We start from the raw sequence: 18,485 nt of genomic DNA on the forward strand, positions 1-18,485 counted from the left end.
GGATCCCCCTCCGTCGGTGTCGTCGTCCACGGAGTGTCCCCTCCACCGTGGACCGGCTGCCGGATTTCCGCCCGTCCGGGGCCCGGCGGGGGTGCGGACGCCGGTGCTTCTATAGGCTGACCAGGTGGTGACCAGGGACGACGACCGTACGGGCGAAGAGACACGGGCTGAGCGGCCGGCCCCGGTGGATCTCCAGGCGTTCGCCGTCCAGCTGCGCCGGATGAACGGCGAGGTGAACCGGCTGGTGCACGCCTTCGCCGCGAGCCAGGGCCTGCATCCGACGGACGTGCAGGCGCTGGCCGCGGTCCTGGACGCCGACGAGCCGATGACGCCGGGGCGGCTGCGGGAGCGCCTCGGGCTGACGTCCGGCGCGGTGACGGCGTGCGTGGACCGGCTGGAGCGGGCCGGGCACATCCGCAGGTCCCGCGAGAGCACCGACCGGCGGGTGGTCCACCTGCACTACGAGCCGGGCGCCCGGGCCACCGCCCGCGCGTTCTTCCGGCCGCTCGCGGACGCGTCGGAGGCGGCGACCGCGCGGTTCACCCCGGAGGAGCTCGACGTGGCGCTCCGGTTCCTGACGGCGTTGAACGAGGAGCTGGCGGGCGGCGGCGAGAACGGCACGCCCAGCCACTGACCCGGACAGGGTCGAGAACGGCACGCCTCCGCCACTGCCCCGGAAAGACACCCGGCGCGCGGCCCGGCGGCCCCCGGCCACGGCGCGCCGCACCCGGTTGCCATCTATCTCAACCATTAAGATAGTTTCTCGTCGAGACACCCGGAGTCACTTCCCGCAGGAGAACCATGTCCGCCTCCCCGGCCCTCGCCCGGCGGCTGTTGCCCGCGCTGCTCATCGCCGTCTGGCTCGCCGTGGGCGGGGGCCTCGGCCCCTACGCGGGCAAGCTCGGCGAGGTCGCCACCAACGACCAGGCGGCCTTCCTGCCGCAGGACGCCGAGGCGACCCGCGTCCTCGACGCGCAGAAGGCCTTCCGCCAGGAGGAGACGCTGCCCCTCGTCGTCGTGTGGACGGCGGACGGGGGCGGGCGCCTCTCCCCCGACCGGCAGCAGGCCGCGACGCGGACACTCGCCTCCCTGACCGGCACCGACGGCGTGGTCGGCGCGCCGTCGCCCGCGCTGCCCTCCCGGGACGGCGAGGCGCTCCAGGGAGCGCTGCGGCTGGCGCCCGGCCTGGGCGACGAGCTGCCCGCCGTACTGGACCGGGTCAGGGCCGCCGCCGACGAGGTGCCCGGCACCCGGGCGCAGCTCGCGGGCCCGGCCGCCACGCAGGCCGACCTGAAGGACGCGTTCGCCGGGATCGACGGGCTGCTCCTCGGGGTCGCCCTCGCGGCGGTGCTGCTGATCCTGCTGCTGGTCTACCGCAGCGTGCTGCTGCCGCTCGTGGTCATCCTGTGCGCGGTGTTCGCGCTGGCCCTGGCGTGCGCGGTCGTGTACGTGCTGGCCGACGCGGACGTGGTCCGGGTGGACGGGCAGGTGCAGGGCATCCTGTTCATCCTGGTCATCGGCGCCGCCACCGACTACGCGCTGCTGCTCGCCGCCCGGTTCCGGGAGGAGCTGGGGCGGCGCGACGACCGGTACGCCGCGATGCGGGAGGCGCTGCGCCAGTCGTACGGGCCGGTCGGGGCGAGCGCCGCGACCGTCGCCCTGGGCCTGCTGGCGCTGCTGCTCAGCGACCTGACGAACAACCGGGCGCTCGGCCCGGTCGGCGCCATCGGCATCGTGTGCGCCGTGCTGGGCGCGCTGACGTTCCTCCCGGCCGTCTTGGTGCTGCTGGGCCGGGCGGCGTACTGGCCGGCCTCGCCGAAGCCCGCCGCGTCGGGCGCCGGGCACGGGCTGTGGACGAAGGTGGCCGCCCTGGTGGACCGCTCCCCGCGCAAGGTGTGGGCGGGCACGCTGGTCGTGCTGGTGGCCTGCGCGGCGTTCGCGCCGACGCTCACCGCGCGGGGCGTGCCGCTGGACGAGATCTTCGTGGACGACGCGCCGTCCGTCGCGGCCGGGAAGACCCTCGCGGAGCACTTCCCCGGCGGCTCCGGCAACCCGGCGGTGATCATCGCGGACGCCTCGGCGCTGCCCGCCGTGACGGAGGCGGCCGAGCGGACCGACGGAGTGGCCTCGGTCGTACCGGTCACCGCTTCCGGCCGTCCCGGCGGCGGCCCGCCGCTCGTGGCCGAAGGGCGCGTGCAGCTCAACGCCACGCTGGAGGCCGCGCCCGACAGCGACGCCGCGAAGGCCGCGCTGGCCCGGCTGCGGACCGCCGTGCACGCCGTACCGGACGCGGACGCGCTGGTCGGCGGGTACACCGCGCAGCAGTACGACACGCAGCGCACCGCCGAGCGGGACCGGACGGTCATCATGCCCGTCGTCCTGGTGATCATCCTGCTGATCCTGGTGGGGCTGCTGCGTTCGCTGCTGCTGCCGGTGCTGCTGGTGGCGACGGTGGCGCTGAACTTCCTGGCGACGCTGGGCGTCTCCGCGCTGGTCTTCGAGCGGCTCCTCGGGTTCAGCGGCACGGACGCGTCGGTCCCGCTGTACGGGTTCGTGTTCCTGGTGGCGCTGGGCGTGGACTACAACATCTTCCTGATGTCGCGGGTGCGGGAGGAGACGTTCCTCCACGGCACCCAGGAAGGCGTGCTGCGGGGCCTGACCGCGACCGGCGGGGTGATCACCTCGGCGGGCGTGGTGCTGGCGGCGACGTTCGCGGCGCTGGCGGTCATCCCGCTGGCGTTCCTGCTCCAGATCGCGTTCATCGTCGCGTTCGGCGTGCTCCTGGACACCCTGGTGGTCCGGTCGCTGCTCGTACCGGCGCTGGTGCGGGACATCGGGCCGGTGTCGTGGTGGCCGAGCACGCTCAGAACACGGACAGGCCCGTCAGGGTCGTGAAGCGGTCCAGCGCGGCGACCCCGGCGACGGAGTTGCCGCGCTGGTCCAGGCCCGGGCTCCACACGCACAGCGTGCAGCGGCCGGGGACGACGGCGATGATGCCGCCGCCGACGCCGCTCTTGCCGGGCAGGCCCACCCGGTACGCGAAGTCGCCCGCCGCGTCGTAGGTGCCGCACGTCAGCATCACCGCGTTGACCTGCTTGGCCTCGCTGCGGGTGAGCAGCGAGGAGCCGTCGGCGCGGATGCCGTGCCGGGCGAGGAACCCGGCGGCGAGCGCCAGGTCCGCGCAGGACGCCTCCAGGGAGCACTGGCGGAAGTACTGCTCCAGCAGCTCGGGGACGGGCGTGCCGATGTTGCCGTACGAGGCCATGAAGTACGCCAGGGCGGCGTTGCGGTCGCCGTGCGCGGCCTCCGACGCGGCGACCGCGTGGTCGAAGTCCAGGTCGGCGTTGCCGCTCTCGGCGCGCAGGAACGCGCGGAGCGTGCCGGACGCGTCGCCGGTCAGGGCGTGGAGCCGGTCGGTGACGACGAGGGCCCCCGCGTTGATGAACGGGTTGCGGGGGATGCCGTTCTCGTACTCCAGCTGGACGAGCGAGTTGAACGGGTTGCCGGACGGCTCGCGGCCCACGTGCTCCCAGAGGGCCTCACCCTCCAGGGAGAGGGTCAGGGCGAGGGTGAACGCCTTGGTGATCGACTGGGTGGAGAACGGCTGCCGCCAGTCGCCCACGCCGTAGACCGTGCCGTCGGGTTCCGCGACGGCCATGCCGAAGCGGCTCGTGTCGGCCTCGGCGAGCGCCGGGATGTAGTCCGCCGGGCGGCCCCGGCCCGGTCGGGCGGCGATGTCGGCCGCGATCTGGTCGAGGACGGGCTGGAAGGCGAGGGCCACGGCGGTGCTCACTCCGGCGGTACGAGAACGGGGACGGGGACCGGCGCGGTACGGCGGCGGGGGCGCCGCACCGGGGACGATCCGCCCCCATTGTGCCCCCGCGCCCGCCTCCGCTCCCGGCCCGTCCACGTCTGCGGCCACCCGGGGCCCCGACGGGGACGGCGAGCGGGCGTCGCCGGGCTTGCTGCGGGCGGCTGTCGGCTGACGGCTGGCGGCCGGCGGCACTCAGCCGAGGGTGCTCTCCTCGACGTTCTCCATGCGCCCGTAGAGGACCTGCTCGTTGACCTCCAGGTGGTTGATCAGGCGCAGGGCGGCGGCGAGGCCGTTGCCGACCAGCTCGTCCGCGACCTCCCCGTACTCGACCTGGAGGAGGAGGTTCGGGGCCCGCTCGTCGTGGGCGCCGCCGGACGGGTCGCGCCAAGTGCCGACGGCACCGATCTCGGTCGCGGCGCGCAGCAGGAACGTGAGGCTGTGCGCCTTCGCGCGCGGCAGGGTCAGGGTCAGCAGCTCCCGCTCGACCCGGTCGAGGCGTACGCCGTCGTCGGTGTCCCCGAACGGCAGGGCGTACAGGAGGTCCTTCGCCTCCAGCAGCAGCGCCTCACCGGCGGGCGAGCGGTGGTCGGGGCCGATCAGCGGGCCGCCCATGGCGGGCGGGTCGATGAGCAGGCCCTCGGCCTCCAGCCGCTCGCGGGTCCAGGAGCGCAGCCGGGCGACCCGCTCGGCGAGCGCGTCGTCGTCGAGGGGGCACGCGCGGAGCCGCTCGCGGCGCCGCGCCCGGTCCTCGTCGCTCTCGGCCAGCGGCCCGGGCTCCCCTGCGGGACCGGGGGAGGGCTGCCCGGCGGGGCCGGTGGTGTGGCCGTCGGGAGCCGTGCCAGGGGTGGGGGCCCCGCCCCGTACGGGCTGTGCGTGGCGTGGCGTCGGGCGGGGCGGGGCGCCGTCCACCAGGGCGGCGAGGGCAGCGGGGCGGCTGTCGTGCGTGCCGGCGAGGCGGGCCATGAGCTCGTCGGCCAGCCACTCCTTGGGCTGGCCGAGCAGCGCGCCGCGCAGCCGCTCCCGGTACTCCTCCAGGAGCGCCGCTCCCACCTGCCGGGCGATGTCGTCTGCGGTCACCATGCCCGGCACGGTAGGGCGGCGCCGAGCCCGTAGGCGGACCGCTCAGGCGGCAAACCGCCCGTCCGGGTGAAGTGCGGGGAGGACCCGGTCCGGGGTGAGGGGCAGTTCGCGGAAGCGGACGCCGGTGGCGTGGTGGACGGCGTTGCCGATGGCGGCGGCCGCGCCGACCGTGCCGATCTCGCCGATGCCCTTGCTGCCCATGGGGTTGAGCAGGGTGTCGTCCTCGTCGATCCAGTGGGCCTCCACGGCGGGCACGTCGGCGTGGGCGGGCACGTGGTAGGCGGCGAGGTCGCTCTCGGTGAAGTCGGCGTGCGCGGCGTCCATGGTGCTGTGCTCGGTGAGCGCCATCCCGAGGCCCATGATCATGCCGCCGGTGAACTGGGAGCGCGCGGTGCGCGGGTTGAGGATGCGCCCGGCGGCGAACACGCCCAGCATGCGCCGTACGCGCACCTCGCCGGTGACCGTGTCCACCTGCACCTCCGCGAACTGGGCGCCGAACGCGTGGCGCGCGTACGGGGGCGTGCGGCGGGCCTCGGCTGTCGTGTCGGCTGCGACGGTCAGCCCCTCGCCGGGGAGCGGCCCGTCCTGCCCGGCGACCTGGGCGGCGAGGTCGGCGCACGCCTGGTGGACGGCCCACCCCCAGGAGGCCGTGCCGGACGAGCCCCCGGCGAGCGGGGCGCGCGGCAGTCGGGTGCTGCCGATCTCGACGCGTACGGCCTCCAGGGGCGCGGCGAGCGCGGCGGCGGCGACCTGGGCGAGGACGGTGCGGGCGCCGGTGCCGATGTCGGTGGCGTTGACCCGGACGGTGTACGTGCCGTCGGGGTGGGCGGTGGCGGTCGCGGTGGACGGCGCGGCCCACGCGGGGTACGTGGAGGCGGCGACACCGGTACCGATGAGGAGGGGGCCCTCGCGGTGGGCGGCGGGGCGCGGGTCGCGCCGGTCCCAGCCGAAGCGGCGGGCGCCCTCGCGCAGGCACTCCACGAGGTGGCGGCTGCTGAAGGGGCGGCCGCTGTCGGGTTCGGTGGCGGGGTCGTTGCGGACGCGCAGGTCGACGGGGTCCATGCCGAGGGCGTGGGCCAGTTCGTCCATGGCGGACTCCAGGGCGTACATGCCGGGGGTCTCGCCGGGGGCGCGCATCCAGGACGGGCTGGGCACGTCGAGGGGGACGACGCGGTGCGTGGTGAGGCTGTGCGGCGAGCCGTACATGACGCGGGCGGGCACGGCGGCCTGCTCGACGAACTCGGTGATGCGGGAGGTGTGGGTGGTGACCTCGTGGCTGACGGAGATCAGGGTGCCGTCGGGTTCGGCGCCGAGGCGGAGCCGGTGCAGGGTGGGTGCGCGGTGGCCGGTGACCGACGGCAGGTGACGGCGGGGCAGGGCGAGTTTGACGGGGCGGCCGGTGTGGATGGCGGCCATCGCGGCGAGCACGACGTGCGGGCGGGGGGTGCCCTTGCCGCCGAAGCCGCCGCCGACGTGCTCGGCGACGACGGTGACGCGGTCCTCGGGCAGGTCGAAGAGGGAGGCGAGGACGGAGCGGACGGGGTTGGTGCCCTGGCAGGAGTCGTAGACGGTGAGCCGGCCGCCCGCGAAGTGGGCGGTCGCGGCGTGCGGCTCCATGGGGTGGTTGTGCAGCGGCGGCACCCGGTAGAGGGCCTCGACGCGTACGGGCGCGGAGGCGAACGCGGCGGGGGCGTCGCCGCGCTGGCGGTGGGCGGGATAGCCGCCGTTGGCCTTCTCCGGGGTGTACGCCTCCGGGTGGTCCTCCGCGAGGACGACGTCGTGCGGCTCGGGCTCGTCGCCGTGGCCGGCGCAGGTCACACGGACGGCCGCGGCGGCGGCGCGGGCGTTCTCCAGGGTGTCGGCGACGGCGAGCGCGACGTACCAGCCGCGGTGCGGAACGGCGTCGTACTGGAGGACGTCGAGTTCGGGGTCGTCGGGCGGGGCGGCGAAGCGGGGCGCGTTGAACGGGGTGAGGACGGCGACGGCGCCGGGCTGGGCCATGGCGGCGGCCGTGTCGACGGCGGTGATGCGGCCGCAGGTGACCCCGGCGGGGACGGGCCAGGCGTAGGCGCAGCCGGGCGGCGTGTGCTCGGCGGCGTAGCGGGCGGCGCCGGTGACCTTGTCCCGGCCCTCGATGCGCTCGGCGGGGGTGCCGAGGGTGTGCGGGGTGGCGGTGGCGGCCATGGGGGGCTCCGGGTGTCGGGGGCACGGACGGGTCGGCGGCGGGGGGCCGCTCCGGCCGGGGGCGGGCGGCGGGCCGGGGGCGGGTCAGGTGGGGTGGGCTGTGCCCGCGAGGTCGCCGATGACGGCCGCGGCGAGCCGGTGGGCGAGGGGCACCTTGTACGCGTTGTCGCGCAGCGGTTCGGCGGCGTCGAGTTCGGCGGCCAGGGCGCGGGCGACGTTGGGCGACGTTGTGGGGGGGGGGGGCGGCGCCCAGGAGGGCGGCTTCGGCGCGGCGGGCGCGCCACGGGCGGTGCGCGAGCCCGCCGAACGCCAGCCCCAGGTGGCGTACGGTCCCGTCGGCGTCCAGGTCGAGGACGGCGGCGGCGGAGACCAGGGCGAAGGCGTACGAGGCGCGGTCGCGGGCCTTGCAGTACGCGGAGGGCAGCCCGGCGGTCGCGGCGGGCAGCGTGACGGCGGTGATCAGCTCGCCGGGCTGGACGACGGTGTCCAGTTCGGGGTGGTCGCCGGGCAGCCGGTGGAAATCGGCGGCGGGCACCGTCCGTTCACCGTCCGGGCCGTGGAGTTCCACGTCCGCGTCGAGGGCGGCGAGGGCGACGGCGAGGTCGGAGGGGTGGGTGGCGATGCACAGGTACGAGTGGCCGAGCACGGCGTGGTCGCGGTGGACGCCGTCGCGGGCGCCGCAGCCGCTGCCGGGGGCGCGCTTGTTGCACGGCTTGGTGAGGTCCTGGAAGTAGGGGCAGCGGGTGCGCTGGAGGAGGTTGCCCCCGGTGGTGGCGGTGTTGCGGAGCTGGCCGGAGGCGCCGGAGAGCAGGGCGCGGGACACGGCGGCGTAGCGGGCGCGGACGAGGGGGTGCGCGGCGAGGTCGCTGTTGCGGACGGTGGCGCCGACGCGCAGGGCCCCGTCGGGCAGTTCCTCGACCGTGTCGAGGGGCAGGCGGGTGATGTCGACGAGGGTCTCGGGGGTCTCGACGCCGAGCTTCATCAGGTCCACGAGGTTGGTGCCGCCCGCGAGGTAGCGGGCGCCGGGGTGCGCGGCGTGGGCGGCGGTCGCCTCCTGGACGGTGCGGGCGCGGACGTACGCGAAGGGCTTCACCGGATCACGTCCTCCACGGCCTGGACGATGTTCGGATAGGCGCCGCAGCGGCACAGGTTGCCGCTCATGCGCTCGCGGATCTCGTCCGGGGTGAGCGGGACGGGACCCTGGGCGGGCGGGGCGTCCGGGTCGGTGGCGAGGGACGGGTGCCCGGCGGCGGCCTCGGCGAGCATGCCGAGGGCCGAGCAGAGCTGGCCGGGGGTGCAGTAGCCGCACTGGAAGGCGTCGCGGTCGAGGAAGGCCCGCTGGAGCGGGTGCAGCCGGGGCCCGCCGCCGCCCCTGTCCTGCGGGGCGGCGCCGTCCGGGGCGTTGCCGTCCTGCGGGGCGCCGTCCTGAGGGGCGGCGGGCCGGGCGGGGCCGTTCTTGGCGATGCCCTCGACGGTGGTGATGTCGCTGCCGTCGAGGGTGACCGCCAGGAGGAGGCAGCTGTTGGCGCGGCGCCCGTCCACGAGGACCGTGCACGCGCCGCACTGGCCGTGGTCGCAGCCCTTCTTGGCGCCGGTGAGGTCCAGTCCCTCGCGCAGCGCGTCGAGGAGCGTGGTGCGGTGATCGACGGTGAGCGCGCGGGGCTCGCCGTTCACCCGCAGGGTGACCTCGGAGTGGTACGCGTCGGGCGGTGGCGGGGGCGTCGTCGGCTGCACGGGTGCGGGGCCTTTCGGGGTGGGCGGTGCGTGGGGCGGCGGGCCGGGGCGGGTCAGCCGCTGCGCTCGTCGCCCGTGTCCCCCCCGATGCCGGTGTCGCCCACGTAGCCCCGGTCGCCCTCGCCTTCCTCGTCGGGCTCCGGTACGAGGTGGACGGCGGCCTCCTCGGCGGACGCGGCGCCGCCGTCGACGCCCACGTCCCGGCCGACGACGTCCTTCTCGGTGTCGGTGCGGGCGCCCTCGTCGGGGGCGACGAGCCTGCCGGACCGGTCGCGGCCGACCTGGTCGTCCATCGGCTCGCCCATGCCGCCGGGCAGGTCACCGATGCCGTCCGACGCCTCGGCGCCCTGGGGGAGGTCGGGGACCTCGCGGGAGAGCCGCTGGTCGAGGCTCTCGCCCTCGCGCTGCTCGCGGGCGGTGGTGCCGACGTCGTCGGCGGCGAGGGGCCGCTCCGGGGGCGAGTAGCCCTCGTCGTACGGGTTGGAGGCGCGGTCCGAAAGGGTGTCCTCGTCGTCCAGGATCCCGTGGTCCTCGCGGATCTGGCGGTCGTCGGTGGGGTCGGGCTGGTAGACCTCGTCGCCCATCGTCTCTTCGGTTCCCATGGCTCGCTCCCGGTCGGCTGCGGTTTCGCCTGCTCCGCGTATCCAGCCTGGCGCAGGTCACACATCCCGGCACCCGCGCGCGGTGCAAACGGGCGCCGGACACGCCCGTGCCGCCCCCGCGCGGCGCGTGGAGCGTCGTACGGGGGCGGCACGGGACGCGGCCCCGGCACCTCGGGGGGCCCGGTCGGACCCGTCGGAACCGACAGGGCCCGGTGGACCGGGTGGCCCGGCGGTAATCGGTGGACCCGGTCGGTCCTGTGGCGGGCGCCGGACCCTGTGGCGGGCGCGCCGGTCCGGCGCGTGGGGCGCGGAGCACCGGCGCGGACCGGGAGAGCGTTCTCCCGGCCCGGCGCGGGGAACTCAGCGCTTGAAAGCGTTCTTGGCCTTCTTGCCGGCCTCGCGCAGGTCGGCCTTGGCCCGTTCGGTGCGGCCTTCGGCGGTCATGCTCTCGTTGCCGACCGTGCGGCCCACGTTCTCCTTGACCGCACCCTTGGCCTGCTCGACCTTGGCGTTTGCCTTCCGCTTAGCGGACATGTGCGTACTCCCTGGCTGTCGGTCGCTTACCCCCACGGGGTGCGCCTGCCCCGCCCCCGTACGACCAAACCAGGACGCACCAGCCCGTACCAGCCCACCCCGGGTGCCCCGGATCAGCGCACCCCCTCCTGTGTGCGGCGTACGCACTCCGCGACGACGGCCCCCAGGGTGCCGTGCCGGCGCAGCAGCCGGCGCTGGACGCGGGCGCCGTTGCCGCCGCTCACCAGGTCGTCGAGGGCCTTGCTGGCGTGCGCGTGGTCGCCGTTCTCGTCCAGCGCCTCCTCGACGTGCTGGAACAGCGCCTGGACGACCCGCTCGGCCGGGGCGGGCCGCATCGTGCGCGGGTGGACCAGCTCGCCGTCGAGCCCGGAGCGGGCGGCCCGCCAGGCGGCGGCGCGCAGCAGTCCGATGCCGTGGTGCGCGGGCGGGCGGCCCTCCCGCCAGTGCCGCGCGGCCGTGTCCACGAGGGCGCGGGCGAGCGTCGCGACGAGGACGGTCGTGGAGGCGTCGAGGCAGACGTCGGCGGCGCGGATCTCGACGGTCGGGTAGTGCCGGGAGAGCCGGGCGTCGAAGTAGAGCATCCCCTCGTCCTGGAGGACGCCGGTGGCGAGCAGCTCGCGCGCCCGCTCGTGGTACCGGTCGGCGGAGCCGAACAGCTCCACCGGCCCGACGGACGGCCAACGGCCCCACACCCGGCTGCGGTAGCTGTGGTACTCGGTGTCCTTGCCGTGCCAGAACGGGGAGTTGGCGCTCAGCGCGACCAGCACCGACAGCCAGGGCCGTATCCGGTCGAGAACGGCCACGCCCTCCTCGTCGGAGGCGACCGACACATGGACGTGGCACCCGCAGGTGAGCTGCTCCAGGGCGGTCAGCCCGTAGTGCTCCTGTATCCACCGGTAGCGTTTGCCCTCGGTGACGGCGGGCCCGACCGGCAGGGGCGAGGTGGCCAGCGCCACGACGGCGGCGCCCGCCTCGGCGGCGAGCCGGGCCGCACCGGCGCGGCACCGCTCGATCTCGGCGGCCACCTCGCCCATCACGGTCCGGGGCTCCGTCCCGAACTCCAGCTGCTGGCCGTGTAGTTCCTTGGTGTAGGCGTGGCCCTGCCCCTGGTGGTGCCGGGCGGCGACGGCCAGCACCTCCTCGGAGAGAGCGCGCGGCTCCCCCGATCGCGGGTCCACGAGGAGGAGCTCCTCCTCCACTCCGACACTGCGCAAAAGAACCCGCCTTTCCGATCGCATCCTTGAGCGGACCATGACGGAACTGCCGGACTTGCCGAACGTGCTGGGTCGTCCATCATCCCCGGTGCGGCGGGCGGACGCACCGCCCGGGAAGCCCCTCACGGGTATCTGGCCAGTTCCCGCCGCCCCCGGCCAAAACAACGGTGCCGACACCTCTCCGCAGCGCACTCCGAGCCCCGTCGGCCACCTGCAGCCCCACCCGGCCGCCCCGGACCCCACACCCACCGCGCGCCCGCCGACCGTCACCCGGGGACACAGGGCGTCAATCGCACTAGTACAGAAACTGTTTGCGGCTAGTGCGAAGCCGGGATAGATTCCCCGTCATGTCTGCCTCAGCTCCCCTGCCCGTCACGCTCGTCGGCCCCCACGTACGCCTGGAGCCGTTGTCGATGGACCATCTCGACGATCTGTTCGCGGCGGGAGGCCGCGACGAGGAGGTGTGGAGGTGGCTGGGAGGGCCGGCGCCCCGGACACGCGAGGAGCTGCGCGGCAAGCTCGCCGAGCTGCTGGAGCACGCCGGGCGCGGTGAGTACGTCGCCTTCGCGGTCATCCACCTCGCGAGCGGCCGGGCCGTCGGCTGGACCACGTACATGGACATCGACGTGGCCGACGAGCGGCTGGAAATCGGCTCGACGTGGTACGGGCGCGCGTACTGGCGCACCGCGGTCAACACCGCGTCGAAGCTGCTGCTCCTCACCCACGCGTTCGAGGACCTGGGCATGGGGCGCGTGCAGTTGAAGACCGACCATCTCAATCACCGCTCGCAGGCGGCCATCGCGCGGCTCGGCGCGCGGCGCGAAGGGGTCCTGCGCCGCCATCGCAGGCGGCCGGACGGCACCTGGCGCGACTCGGTGTACTTCTCGATCCTCGCCTCGGAGTGGCCCGCGGCCAAGGAGCGCCTGGCCGCCCGCCTGGACGGACCCGGCCACGGCGGATAGCGCCCCGCGTCCGCCCGCGCAGCCGTCGCGGGTGAGACATCACCGGGGCCGTACAGGACCGGGCGGCCTCCGGTCCGCGACCGTGAACCCCGGCCTCGCAGCCCGCGGCGGGGCGGACGGGGGCTTCAACCGGGGGCGCGGGGGGACGCGGCGGTGCCAGAATCCCGCACATGTCGATTCGCTACCCACGCCCCCTGCGCCCCGGCGACCGTATCGCCGTCACCTCCCCGTCCAGCGGTGTGCCGGAGGAGCTCCGGGCGCGGCTCGACGTGGCCGTCCGCGCCGTGGAGGCGCGCGGGTACGAGGTCGTGCTGGGCGACTGCATGGACGGCTCCGGGCACGTCAGCGCCCCTGCCGCCGACCGTGCCGCCGAGTTGACGGCGATGCTCACCGACCCCGCCGTGCGGGCCGTCGTGCCGCCGTGGGGCGGCGAGACCGGGATCGACGTGGTCCCGCTCCTCGACTTCGACCGGCTGCGCGACGCCGAACCCACCTGGCTCGTCGGCTACTCCGACATGTCCACCCTGCTCACCCCCCTCACGCTGCTCACCGGCACGGCCACGCTCCACGGCGCCAACCTGATGGAGACCCCGTACCGGACACCGGAGGGCCTGCTGTCCTGGCTCGACGTGGTGACCGTCCCCGAGGGCGGCACGTTCACGCAGAACTCGCCGGGCCGTTACCGCTCCCCCGGCTGGGACGACTGGGCCGCCGACCCGCACGTGGACACCTTGAGGCTGGACACCCCCGGCACCTGGCGGCGCCTGGACGGCGACGGGGACGTGGACGTGCGGGGACGGCTGGTCGGAGGCTGCGTCGAGACGCTGAGCGGCCTCGCCGGGACGCCGTACGGGGACGTGTCCGCTTTCGCCCGCGCCCACGCCCCCGAGGGGCTGATCGTGTACGTGGAGGCCTGCGAGGACAACGCGTTCAGCATCTGCCGCACCCTGCACGGGATGCGGCTGGCCGGGTTCTTCGACGCGGCCGACGCCGTGCTGATCGGCCGCACCGCCGCGCCCGACCGGCCGTCCCTCACCCAGTACGACGCGGTGCTGGACGCGCTGGGGCCGCTGGGCGTGCCGCTGATCGCGGACGTGGAGTGCGGCCACGTACAGCCGCACCTGCCGCTCGTCAACGGCGCGCTCGGCCGGGTCGTCCACACGGCGACCCGGCACGAGGTGACGCAGACCCTGGCCTGACGCGGGGCCGGGCCCGACGCGAGTCGCGTCAGACGATGGGCGGCTGGGCCAGCCGTACGAGTTCGAGTGCCTGCTCCGGGAACCAGGCGCCCGCGCGCGGGTCGATCATGCCTCGCGCCGGGTCCTCGGGTCCCGGGGTGCCGCGCAGGCACTGCCCGTCGGACTCGCCGGGGATCTTGATCCAGAGGCGCGCGTCGTGGAGCGCCTGGCCGGTCGCCGTGGTCGGGCGGGCGCCGAGTCCGCGGTCCGGCGGGTTGCACCAGTCCTGCGGGTCCGGGTAGACCCCGGCGGGCGGGGTCCAGGGGCCGCGGCCGTTGCGGCTGGAGTCGGTGACGAAGCGCTTCATCCGCGAGGTGTCGGCGGGCGTGTGGGCGGCCGTCCAGGCGTCGGCCTCGGCCTGCGGGGTCCACTGGTCGGGGCACTGCGACGCCTGGCCGCCGCCGGAGACGTACGCCAGGCAGGTGGAGATCAGCTTGCCGTAGCGGACGTTGGCCGCGTCCGTGTGGTAGTTGGACACGTTCAGGTAGAAGCCGGTGGCGCCGCCCACGCCGGCCCGGACCAGGCGGGGCACGATCGCGCGGACGCTGTGCCAGCCGGGGTGGCCGGCGTCGAGGTACACCTTGGTGCGGGGCAGGGCGGCGAGGCGCCCGACGGCGTACCGGATCTCGTCGTAGCGGGCGGTGGTGCGGGTGCCCTGCGCGTCGTCCTGGCCGCAGTCGGAGGGCAGCAGGGCGAGGGAGTCGGGTTCGAGGACGACGTACGCCCGGCGGGTGCCGATGGCGCGGGTGACGGCGTCGGTCCACGCCTGGTACTCGGCGGTGGTGGAGGCGCCGCCGCCGGAGTAGTTGGAGCAGTCCCGGCCTGGCACGTTGTAGAGGGCCAGGACGGGGACGGCGCCCTTGGCGGCGGCGTCCCGCATGACGGCCAGGACCGCGTCGTGGACCTCGGCCGGTGACGCGCCGTGGAACCACACGGCCTGCGGGGTGCCGGCCATCCTCCGTATCCCGGCCGCGTCGGTGAACCGGCCCTCGGCCTCGAGGCTCCGCGCCTGGGCGAGGGCGCCGGGGTTCGGGGCCGGGGTGTACAGGGCCGTACCGGACCGCCCGGCGGCCGCGCCTTCCGGAGCCGGCGCGGCGCCCTCCCGGGCGGCGGCAGGAGAGGTGAGCAGCCCGGCGGCGAGGGCCAGCGGCAGGGCCAGTAAGGCGGTCGCCGCCCGGAGGCGGCCGGTGGTGCGGGTACGCAGGCGCATGACAAGCCCTTCGTCACGGTCGGCACAAGGATCAGAGCGGTCTGGGAGCGCTCCCACACCTTCCTCCGCACCCGTGCGACCGTCAAGCCCCCTTGGGGGGTACGGAACGCGCCCGCGTCGGGTTCAGCGCGTCGAAGACCATGATCCGTTGCTCCGGGTCGAAGTGGAAGTCCGCCTCGTAGCGGCCCCAGGTGACCGCGCGGACGAAGGCGTCGCTGGTCCGCCGGGCCGTGCCGGGCGGCACCTCGGGCGCGACCGCGTCCAGCGGGGCGGGCGGTGTCGCGGCGGGCGACCACGGGTGGGCGGCGACGAGGCGGCGCGCGCTGTCCGGGGTGAGCCGCGCGACGCCGGAGAGGCGTACGTCGGTGGGGCCGGGCACGAGCTGCCTGCCCTGCGCCCGGCGGCGTCCATGCCGCCCAGGTGACCCGGCGAGCGGGCCGAGCTGCGGGAAGCGTGCCTCGATGGGCTCGGGGTCGTGCCGGGGTACGGGCGGCGACGGGCCGCTTCCCGCGCCGCGCGTGTCCGGCCCGCCGACGCGCGCGGCGATCGGCACCCCCAGGGGTACGGCGAGCAGCGCACACGTCAGCGCCCGTCTGCCCGTACCCGGCGCGGCCCGCCCGGCGCGGTCCCTGCCACCTGTCCCCACTCCTGGGGCCCCATGCGCCGGGCCGCCCGCCGCCGTCTCCGGGCGCCCATGCCGCCCGCAGCGTATCTGCGGCGCCCAGGGCGGCTCGTACGGTCCGGGCCGCCCCTACCGCCCGCGCCGTCCCGGCGCACGTGCGGCCGGGAGCGGCGTCGCGGGCACGCCCAGGTCTCCCCGTATCGCGATGGGCGGCGTCCCGGGGCAGCCGCTGACGACCAGGACGGCGCCGGGGCGATCCTCGCCCGCCCCTCGGGCCGGTCCGGCGCGCGGGCAGGGAGGGCGGTTCAGGCGACTGACCCTATCCGGCCGTCCGGAGCGGAGGGGCCGTCGTGGTGGATCGGGGTGTGGGCGCCGGTCAGGGAGGCGCCGGTGCCGCCCCGGCGGTCGGCAACGATCTCGGCGGCGATCGACAGGGCGGTCTCCTCCGGGGTGCGGGCGCCCAGGTCGAGGCCGATGGGTGAGCGGAGCCGGGCGAGTTCGAGTTCGGTGACGCCGGCCTCGCGCAGCCGCCGGTTGCGGTCCTCGTGGGTGCGGCGGGAGCCCATGGCGCCGACGTACGCGACGGGGAGCCGCAGGGCGCGCCGCAGCAGCGGGATGTCGAACTTGGCGTCGTGGGTGAGGACGCACAGCACCGTGCGGGCGTCGGTCTCGGTCGCGTCCAGGTACTCGTGGGGCCAGGCGACGACGATCTCGTCGGCGTCGGGGAAGCGGGTGGCGGTGGCGAAGACCGGACGCGCGTCGCAGACGGTGACGTGGTAGCCGAGGAACTTGCCGACGCGGACCAGCGCGGAGGCGAAGTCGATGGCGCCGAACACGATCATGCGGGGCGGCGGGACGCTCGACTCCACGAGCAGGGTGACCGGCTGCCCGCAACGGGCGCCATCGGCGCCGATGGTGACCGTGCCGGTGCGCCCGGCCTCCAGCAGGGCGCGCGCCTCGGCGGCGGCCGTGCGGTCGAGTTCCGGGTGGCCGCCGAGTCCGCCGTCGTACGTGCCGTCGGGCCGTACGAGGAGGGCGGTGCCCAGCAGGTCGCGCGGCCCGTCCACGGCGCGCACCAGGGCGGCGGCCCGCCCGGAGGCGGCCTCCGCGAGCGCGGCGGGGTAGACGCCGCCGCGGACCGGGGTGACCAGGATGTCGATGATCCCGCCGCAGGTGAGGCCCACGGCGAAGGCGTCCTCGTCGCTGTAGCCGAAGCGTTCGACGACGGTCTCGCCGTCCTGGACGGCCTGCCGGCACAGTTCGTAGACGGCGCCCTCCACACAGCCGCCGGACACGGAGCCGATCGCGGTGCCTTCGCTGTCGACGGCGAGGGCGGCGCCGGGCAGCCGGGGTGCGCTGCCGGTGACGGCGACGACGGTGGCGACGGCGAAGTCGCGTCCCTGCTCGGCCCACCGGCCGAGCTCCTCGGCGATGTCCAGCATGGCGGCCTCCTTGGCTTGGTTGCGGGAGCGGATGTACGGAGCGGGCTGGGGCGGGGCGTGTCCCGTCGGGGCCGGGCCGGGGGCGCCCCTACTGGGCGTACCCCCGGCCCCGGCCCCCGACCGGGACGCGCCCGCCGCTGGGGAGGGCGGGCGGCGGGGACCGGCGGTCCGGCCCGGTGGCCGGTCCCTTGGGCGGGGGCCGGGCCACGAGTACCCGCCGGACGAGCGCAGCCCCCGGGGCCTGTGCGGGCGAAGCCCGAGGCCGGCGGGCCCCGGCCACGAGGCCGCCCGTCGGGCGAAGGCCCCACCGGGGGACCCCGGTGGCGGGCCCCAGGTGGCGGGGCTCCCTGGTGGTGGCGGGGCCCCGCTCCGGCCGGGATGCTCAGTGGCCGGTGCCCGTCGCGAAGTAGAAGACGAACACCGCGGACAGGACCCACATCAGGACGCTGGGCTCGCGCCACTTGCCCTGGGCGGCCTTGATCGCGCAGTACGCGATCACCCCGGCACCGACACCGGTGGTGATCGTGTACGTGAACGGCATCAGCACGACGGTCAGGAACACCGGCACGGCGACCGACCAGTCCGCCCAGTCCACGTGGCGGGCGTTCTGGAGCATCATCGCGCCGATCACGACGAGCGCGGCGGACGCGACCTGGCCGGGAACGAGCTGGGTGAGCGGGGTGAAGAACAGGCACGCGGCGAAGAACAGACCGGTGACCGAGGCCGACAGGCCCGTACGGGCTCCCTCGCCCACGCCGGTCGCGGACTCGATGAACACGGTCTGCCCGGAGGCGCTGGTGGCGCCGCCGATCGCGCCGCCCGCGCCGTCGATGAACAGCGCCTTGTTGAGTCCGGGCATCCGGCCGGAGGCGTCGGCGAGCCGGGCCTCCTGGCCGACGGCGATGATGGTGGCCATCGCGTCGAAGAACCCGGCCAGGACGAGAGTGAAGACGATCATGCCGACGGCGGCGTAGCCGAGCTGCTCCCAGCCGCCGAACTCGACCTGCCCGAAGAGGGAGAAGTCCGGCATGGAGACGACGCCGCCGTCCAGGACGGGCGGCCTGCCGCCCCACGCCCGCTCGTCGATCAGGCCGGTCGCGGTGGCGACGACGGAGATGACCGTGCCGACGACGATGCCCAGCAGGATCGCGCCGGGCACCTTGCGGGCCTGGAGCATGAAGATCAGCAGCAGGGTGACGGTGAACAGAACGACGGGCCAGCCGGTGAGCGAACCGCCGGTGCCGAGGGTGACCGGGCCGCCGCCCTCGCCCTTGCCGACGAAGCCCGCGTTGACGAAGCCGATCATCGCGATGAACAGGCCGATGCCCATGGTGATGCCGTGCTTCAGCGCCAGGGGTATGGCGTTCATGATGACTTCGCGGACGCCGGTGACGACGAGCAGGCAGATCACCGCGCCGTACACGACGCACATGCCCATCGCCTGCGGCCACGTCATGTGGGGCGCGACCTGGGTGGAGACGACACCCGCGACGCTGAGGCCCGCCGCGAGGGCGAGCGGGACCTTGCCGATGATGCCCATCGCCAGGGTGGTGACCGCCGCGGCGAGCGCGGTGGCCGTGATGAGGGCGGGCTGGCTCAGTTTGTGGCCGAGCACGTCCGCGCCGCCGAGGAGCAGCGGGTTGAGCAGGAGGATGTACGCCATCGCCATGAAGGTGGTGACGCCGCCGCGCACCTCGCGCGCGACGGTCGATCCTCTGTGGGTGATGTGAAAGTACCGGTCGAGCCAAGACCGTCCGGCGGGGACGCGTGAGCCGTCGCCCGCGTCCTCCGAGACGGTCTTCGGCTCCACTGTCGACTGGGTCATGGTGCCTACTCCCAAGGTTCACAG

Annotated in this window: 15 protein-coding genes and 1 pseudogene; 4 read left to right on the forward strand and 12 right to left on the reverse strand. The window is 75.4% G+C overall.

Going from position 1 to position 18,485, the window contains the following annotated elements; genetic code table 11:
* Window positions 1-127 precede the first annotated feature (127 nt).
* Together J116_RS04005 and J116_RS04010 are read left to right on the forward strand one after the other, a co-directional pair.
* Entirely contained in the window at window positions 128-634 is a 507-nt protein-coding gene (locus J116_RS04005) for a MarR family winged helix-turn-helix transcriptional regulator (protein ID WP_051204035.1), read from the forward strand.
* Between the two features lie 167 nt (window positions 635-801).
* Window positions 802-2,895, forward strand: a complete 2,094-nt coding sequence (locus J116_RS04010) for an MMPL family transporter (RefSeq protein WP_023590638.1) — start codon at window positions 802-804, stop codon at window positions 2,893-2,895.
* On the opposite strand, the gene J116_RS04015 is transcribed toward J116_RS04010, so the two are convergent.
* The 8 genes and pseudogenes from J116_RS04015 to J116_RS04050 all read right to left on the reverse strand — a co-directional run bounded on the left by J116_RS04015 (window position 2,864) and on the right by J116_RS04050 (window position 11,162).
* Entirely contained in the window at window positions 2,864-3,793 is a 930-nt protein-coding gene (locus tag J116_RS04015) for a glutaminase (protein WP_028964682.1), read from the reverse strand. The genes J116_RS04010 and J116_RS04015 overlap by 32 nt on opposite strands.
* Window positions 3,794-4,006: 213 nt before the next feature.
* The gene (locus tag J116_RS04020) at window positions 4,007-4,894 is read right to left on the reverse strand and encodes a hypothetical protein (RefSeq protein WP_028964681.1); all 888 of its coding nucleotides are present in this window, start codon (window positions 4,892-4,894) and stop codon (window positions 4,007-4,009) included.
* 42 nt (window positions 4,895-4,936) lie between these two features.
* Window positions 4,937-7,078, reverse strand: coding sequence for a xanthine dehydrogenase family protein molybdopterin-binding subunit (locus J116_RS04025; protein ID WP_023590635.1), 2,142 nt, complete (start codon window positions 7,076-7,078; stop codon window positions 4,937-4,939).
* Between the two features lie 84 nt (window positions 7,079-7,162).
* Window positions 7,163-8,171, reverse strand: a pseudogene (locus J116_RS28260) (FAD binding domain-containing protein).
* The gene (locus J116_RS04035; RefSeq protein WP_023590634.1) at window positions 8,168-8,812 is read right to left on the reverse strand and encodes a 2Fe-2S iron-sulfur cluster-binding protein; all 645 of its coding nucleotides are present in this window, start codon (window positions 8,810-8,812) and stop codon (window positions 8,168-8,170) included. Before J116_RS04035 ends, J116_RS28260 begins: the two are co-directional and overlap by 4 nt.
* Window positions 8,813-8,865: 53 nt before the next feature.
* Window positions 8,866-9,414 carry a DUF5709 domain-containing protein gene (locus J116_RS04040; RefSeq protein ID WP_023590633.1) on the reverse strand — a complete coding sequence of 183 codons (549 nt, stop codon included), beginning with the start codon at window positions 9,412-9,414 and terminating at the stop codon, window positions 8,866-8,868.
* A gap of 360 nt (window positions 9,415-9,774) precedes the next feature.
* Window positions 9,775-9,948 (reverse strand): CsbD family protein, encoded by a 174-nt coding sequence (locus J116_RS04045; RefSeq protein ID WP_023590632.1) that lies wholly within the window; start codon window positions 9,946-9,948, stop codon window positions 9,775-9,777.
* A 113-nt stretch (window positions 9,949-10,061) separates the two neighbouring features.
* Window positions 10,062-11,162 (reverse strand): glutamate--cysteine ligase, encoded by a 1,101-nt coding sequence (locus J116_RS04050; protein WP_028964679.1) that lies wholly within the window; start codon window positions 11,160-11,162, stop codon window positions 10,062-10,064.
* 347 nt (window positions 11,163-11,509) lie between these two features.
* Between J116_RS04050 and J116_RS04055 the strand changes: the two genes are divergently transcribed.
* Both J116_RS04055 and J116_RS04060 read left to right on the forward strand, forming a co-directional pair.
* On the forward strand, window positions 11,510-12,124 hold the full coding sequence (locus J116_RS04055) for a GNAT family N-acetyltransferase (protein ID WP_023590630.1): 615 nt from the start codon (window positions 11,510-11,512) through the stop codon (window positions 12,122-12,124).
* Between the two features lie 170 nt (window positions 12,125-12,294).
* Window positions 12,295-13,323, forward strand: coding sequence for a S66 family peptidase (locus tag J116_RS04060; RefSeq protein ID WP_023590629.1), 1,029 nt, complete (start codon window positions 12,295-12,297; stop codon window positions 13,321-13,323).
* A 28-nt stretch (window positions 13,324-13,351) separates the two neighbouring features.
* Here the strand turns inward: J116_RS04060 and J116_RS04065 are convergent, their stop codons facing one another.
* The 4 genes from J116_RS04065 to J116_RS04080 all read right to left on the reverse strand — a co-directional run bounded on the left by J116_RS04065 (window position 13,352) and on the right by J116_RS04080 (window position 18,461).
* Window positions 13,352-14,572: a glycoside hydrolase family 6 protein gene (locus J116_RS04065; RefSeq protein ID WP_023590628.1), complete on the reverse strand. Its 1,221-nt coding sequence runs from the start codon at window positions 14,570-14,572 to the stop codon at window positions 13,352-13,354.
* Between the two features lie 82 nt (window positions 14,573-14,654).
* Window positions 14,655-15,218, reverse strand: a complete 564-nt coding sequence (locus J116_RS04070; protein WP_139140457.1) for a hypothetical protein — start codon at window positions 15,216-15,218, stop codon at window positions 14,655-14,657.
* A 281-nt stretch (window positions 15,219-15,499) separates the two neighbouring features.
* On the reverse strand, window positions 15,500-16,636 hold the full coding sequence (locus J116_RS04075) for an XdhC family protein (RefSeq protein ID WP_023590626.1): 1,137 nt from the start codon (window positions 16,634-16,636) through the stop codon (window positions 15,500-15,502).
* A 382-nt stretch (window positions 16,637-17,018) separates the two neighbouring features.
* Entirely contained in the window at window positions 17,019-18,461 is a 1,443-nt protein-coding gene (locus tag J116_RS04080) for an NCS2 family permease (RefSeq protein ID WP_023590625.1), read from the reverse strand.
* Between the last annotated feature and the right edge of the window lie 24 nt (window positions 18,462-18,485).

The organism is Streptomyces thermolilacinus SPC6 (genome assembly GCF_000478605.2).
Taxonomy (GTDB): domain Bacteria; phylum Actinomycetota; class Actinomycetes; order Streptomycetales; family Streptomycetaceae; genus Streptomyces; species Streptomyces thermolilacinus.

Excerpts from the sequence above, each read along its gene's own strand:
- J116_RS04010 (WP_023590638.1), top strand. The coding sequence starts at position 802 with ATGTCCGCCTCCCCGGCCCTCGCCCGGCGGCTGTTGCCCGCGCTGCTC.
- J116_RS04020 (WP_028964681.1), bottom strand. The coding sequence starts at position 4,894 with ATGGTGACCGCAGACGACATCGCCCGGCAGGTGGGAGCGGCGCTCCTG.
- J116_RS04025 (WP_023590635.1), bottom strand. The coding sequence starts at position 7,078 with ATGGCCGCCACCGCCACCCCGCACACCCTCGGCACCCCCGCCGAGCGC.
- J116_RS04040 (WP_023590633.1), bottom strand. The coding sequence starts at position 9,414 with ATGGGAACCGAAGAGACGATGGGCGACGAGGTCTACCAGCCCGACCCC.
- J116_RS04045 (WP_023590632.1), bottom strand. The coding sequence starts at position 9,948 with ATGTCCGCTAAGCGGAAGGCAAACGCCAAGGTCGAGCAGGCCAAGGGT.
- J116_RS04055 (WP_023590630.1), top strand. The coding sequence starts at position 11,510 with ATGTCTGCCTCAGCTCCCCTGCCCGTCACGCTCGTCGGCCCCCACGTA.
- J116_RS04060 (WP_023590629.1), top strand. The coding sequence starts at position 12,295 with ATGTCGATTCGCTACCCACGCCCCCTGCGCCCCGGCGACCGTATCGCC.
- J116_RS04065 (WP_023590628.1), bottom strand. The coding sequence starts at position 14,572 with ATGCGCCTGCGTACCCGCACCACCGGCCGCCTCCGGGCGGCGACCGCC.
- J116_RS04075 (WP_023590626.1), bottom strand. The coding sequence starts at position 16,636 with ATGCTGGACATCGCCGAGGAGCTCGGCCGGTGGGCCGAGCAGGGACGC.
- J116_RS04080 (WP_023590625.1), bottom strand. The coding sequence starts at position 18,461 with ATGACCCAGTCGACAGTGGAGCCGAAGACCGTCTCGGAGGACGCGGGC.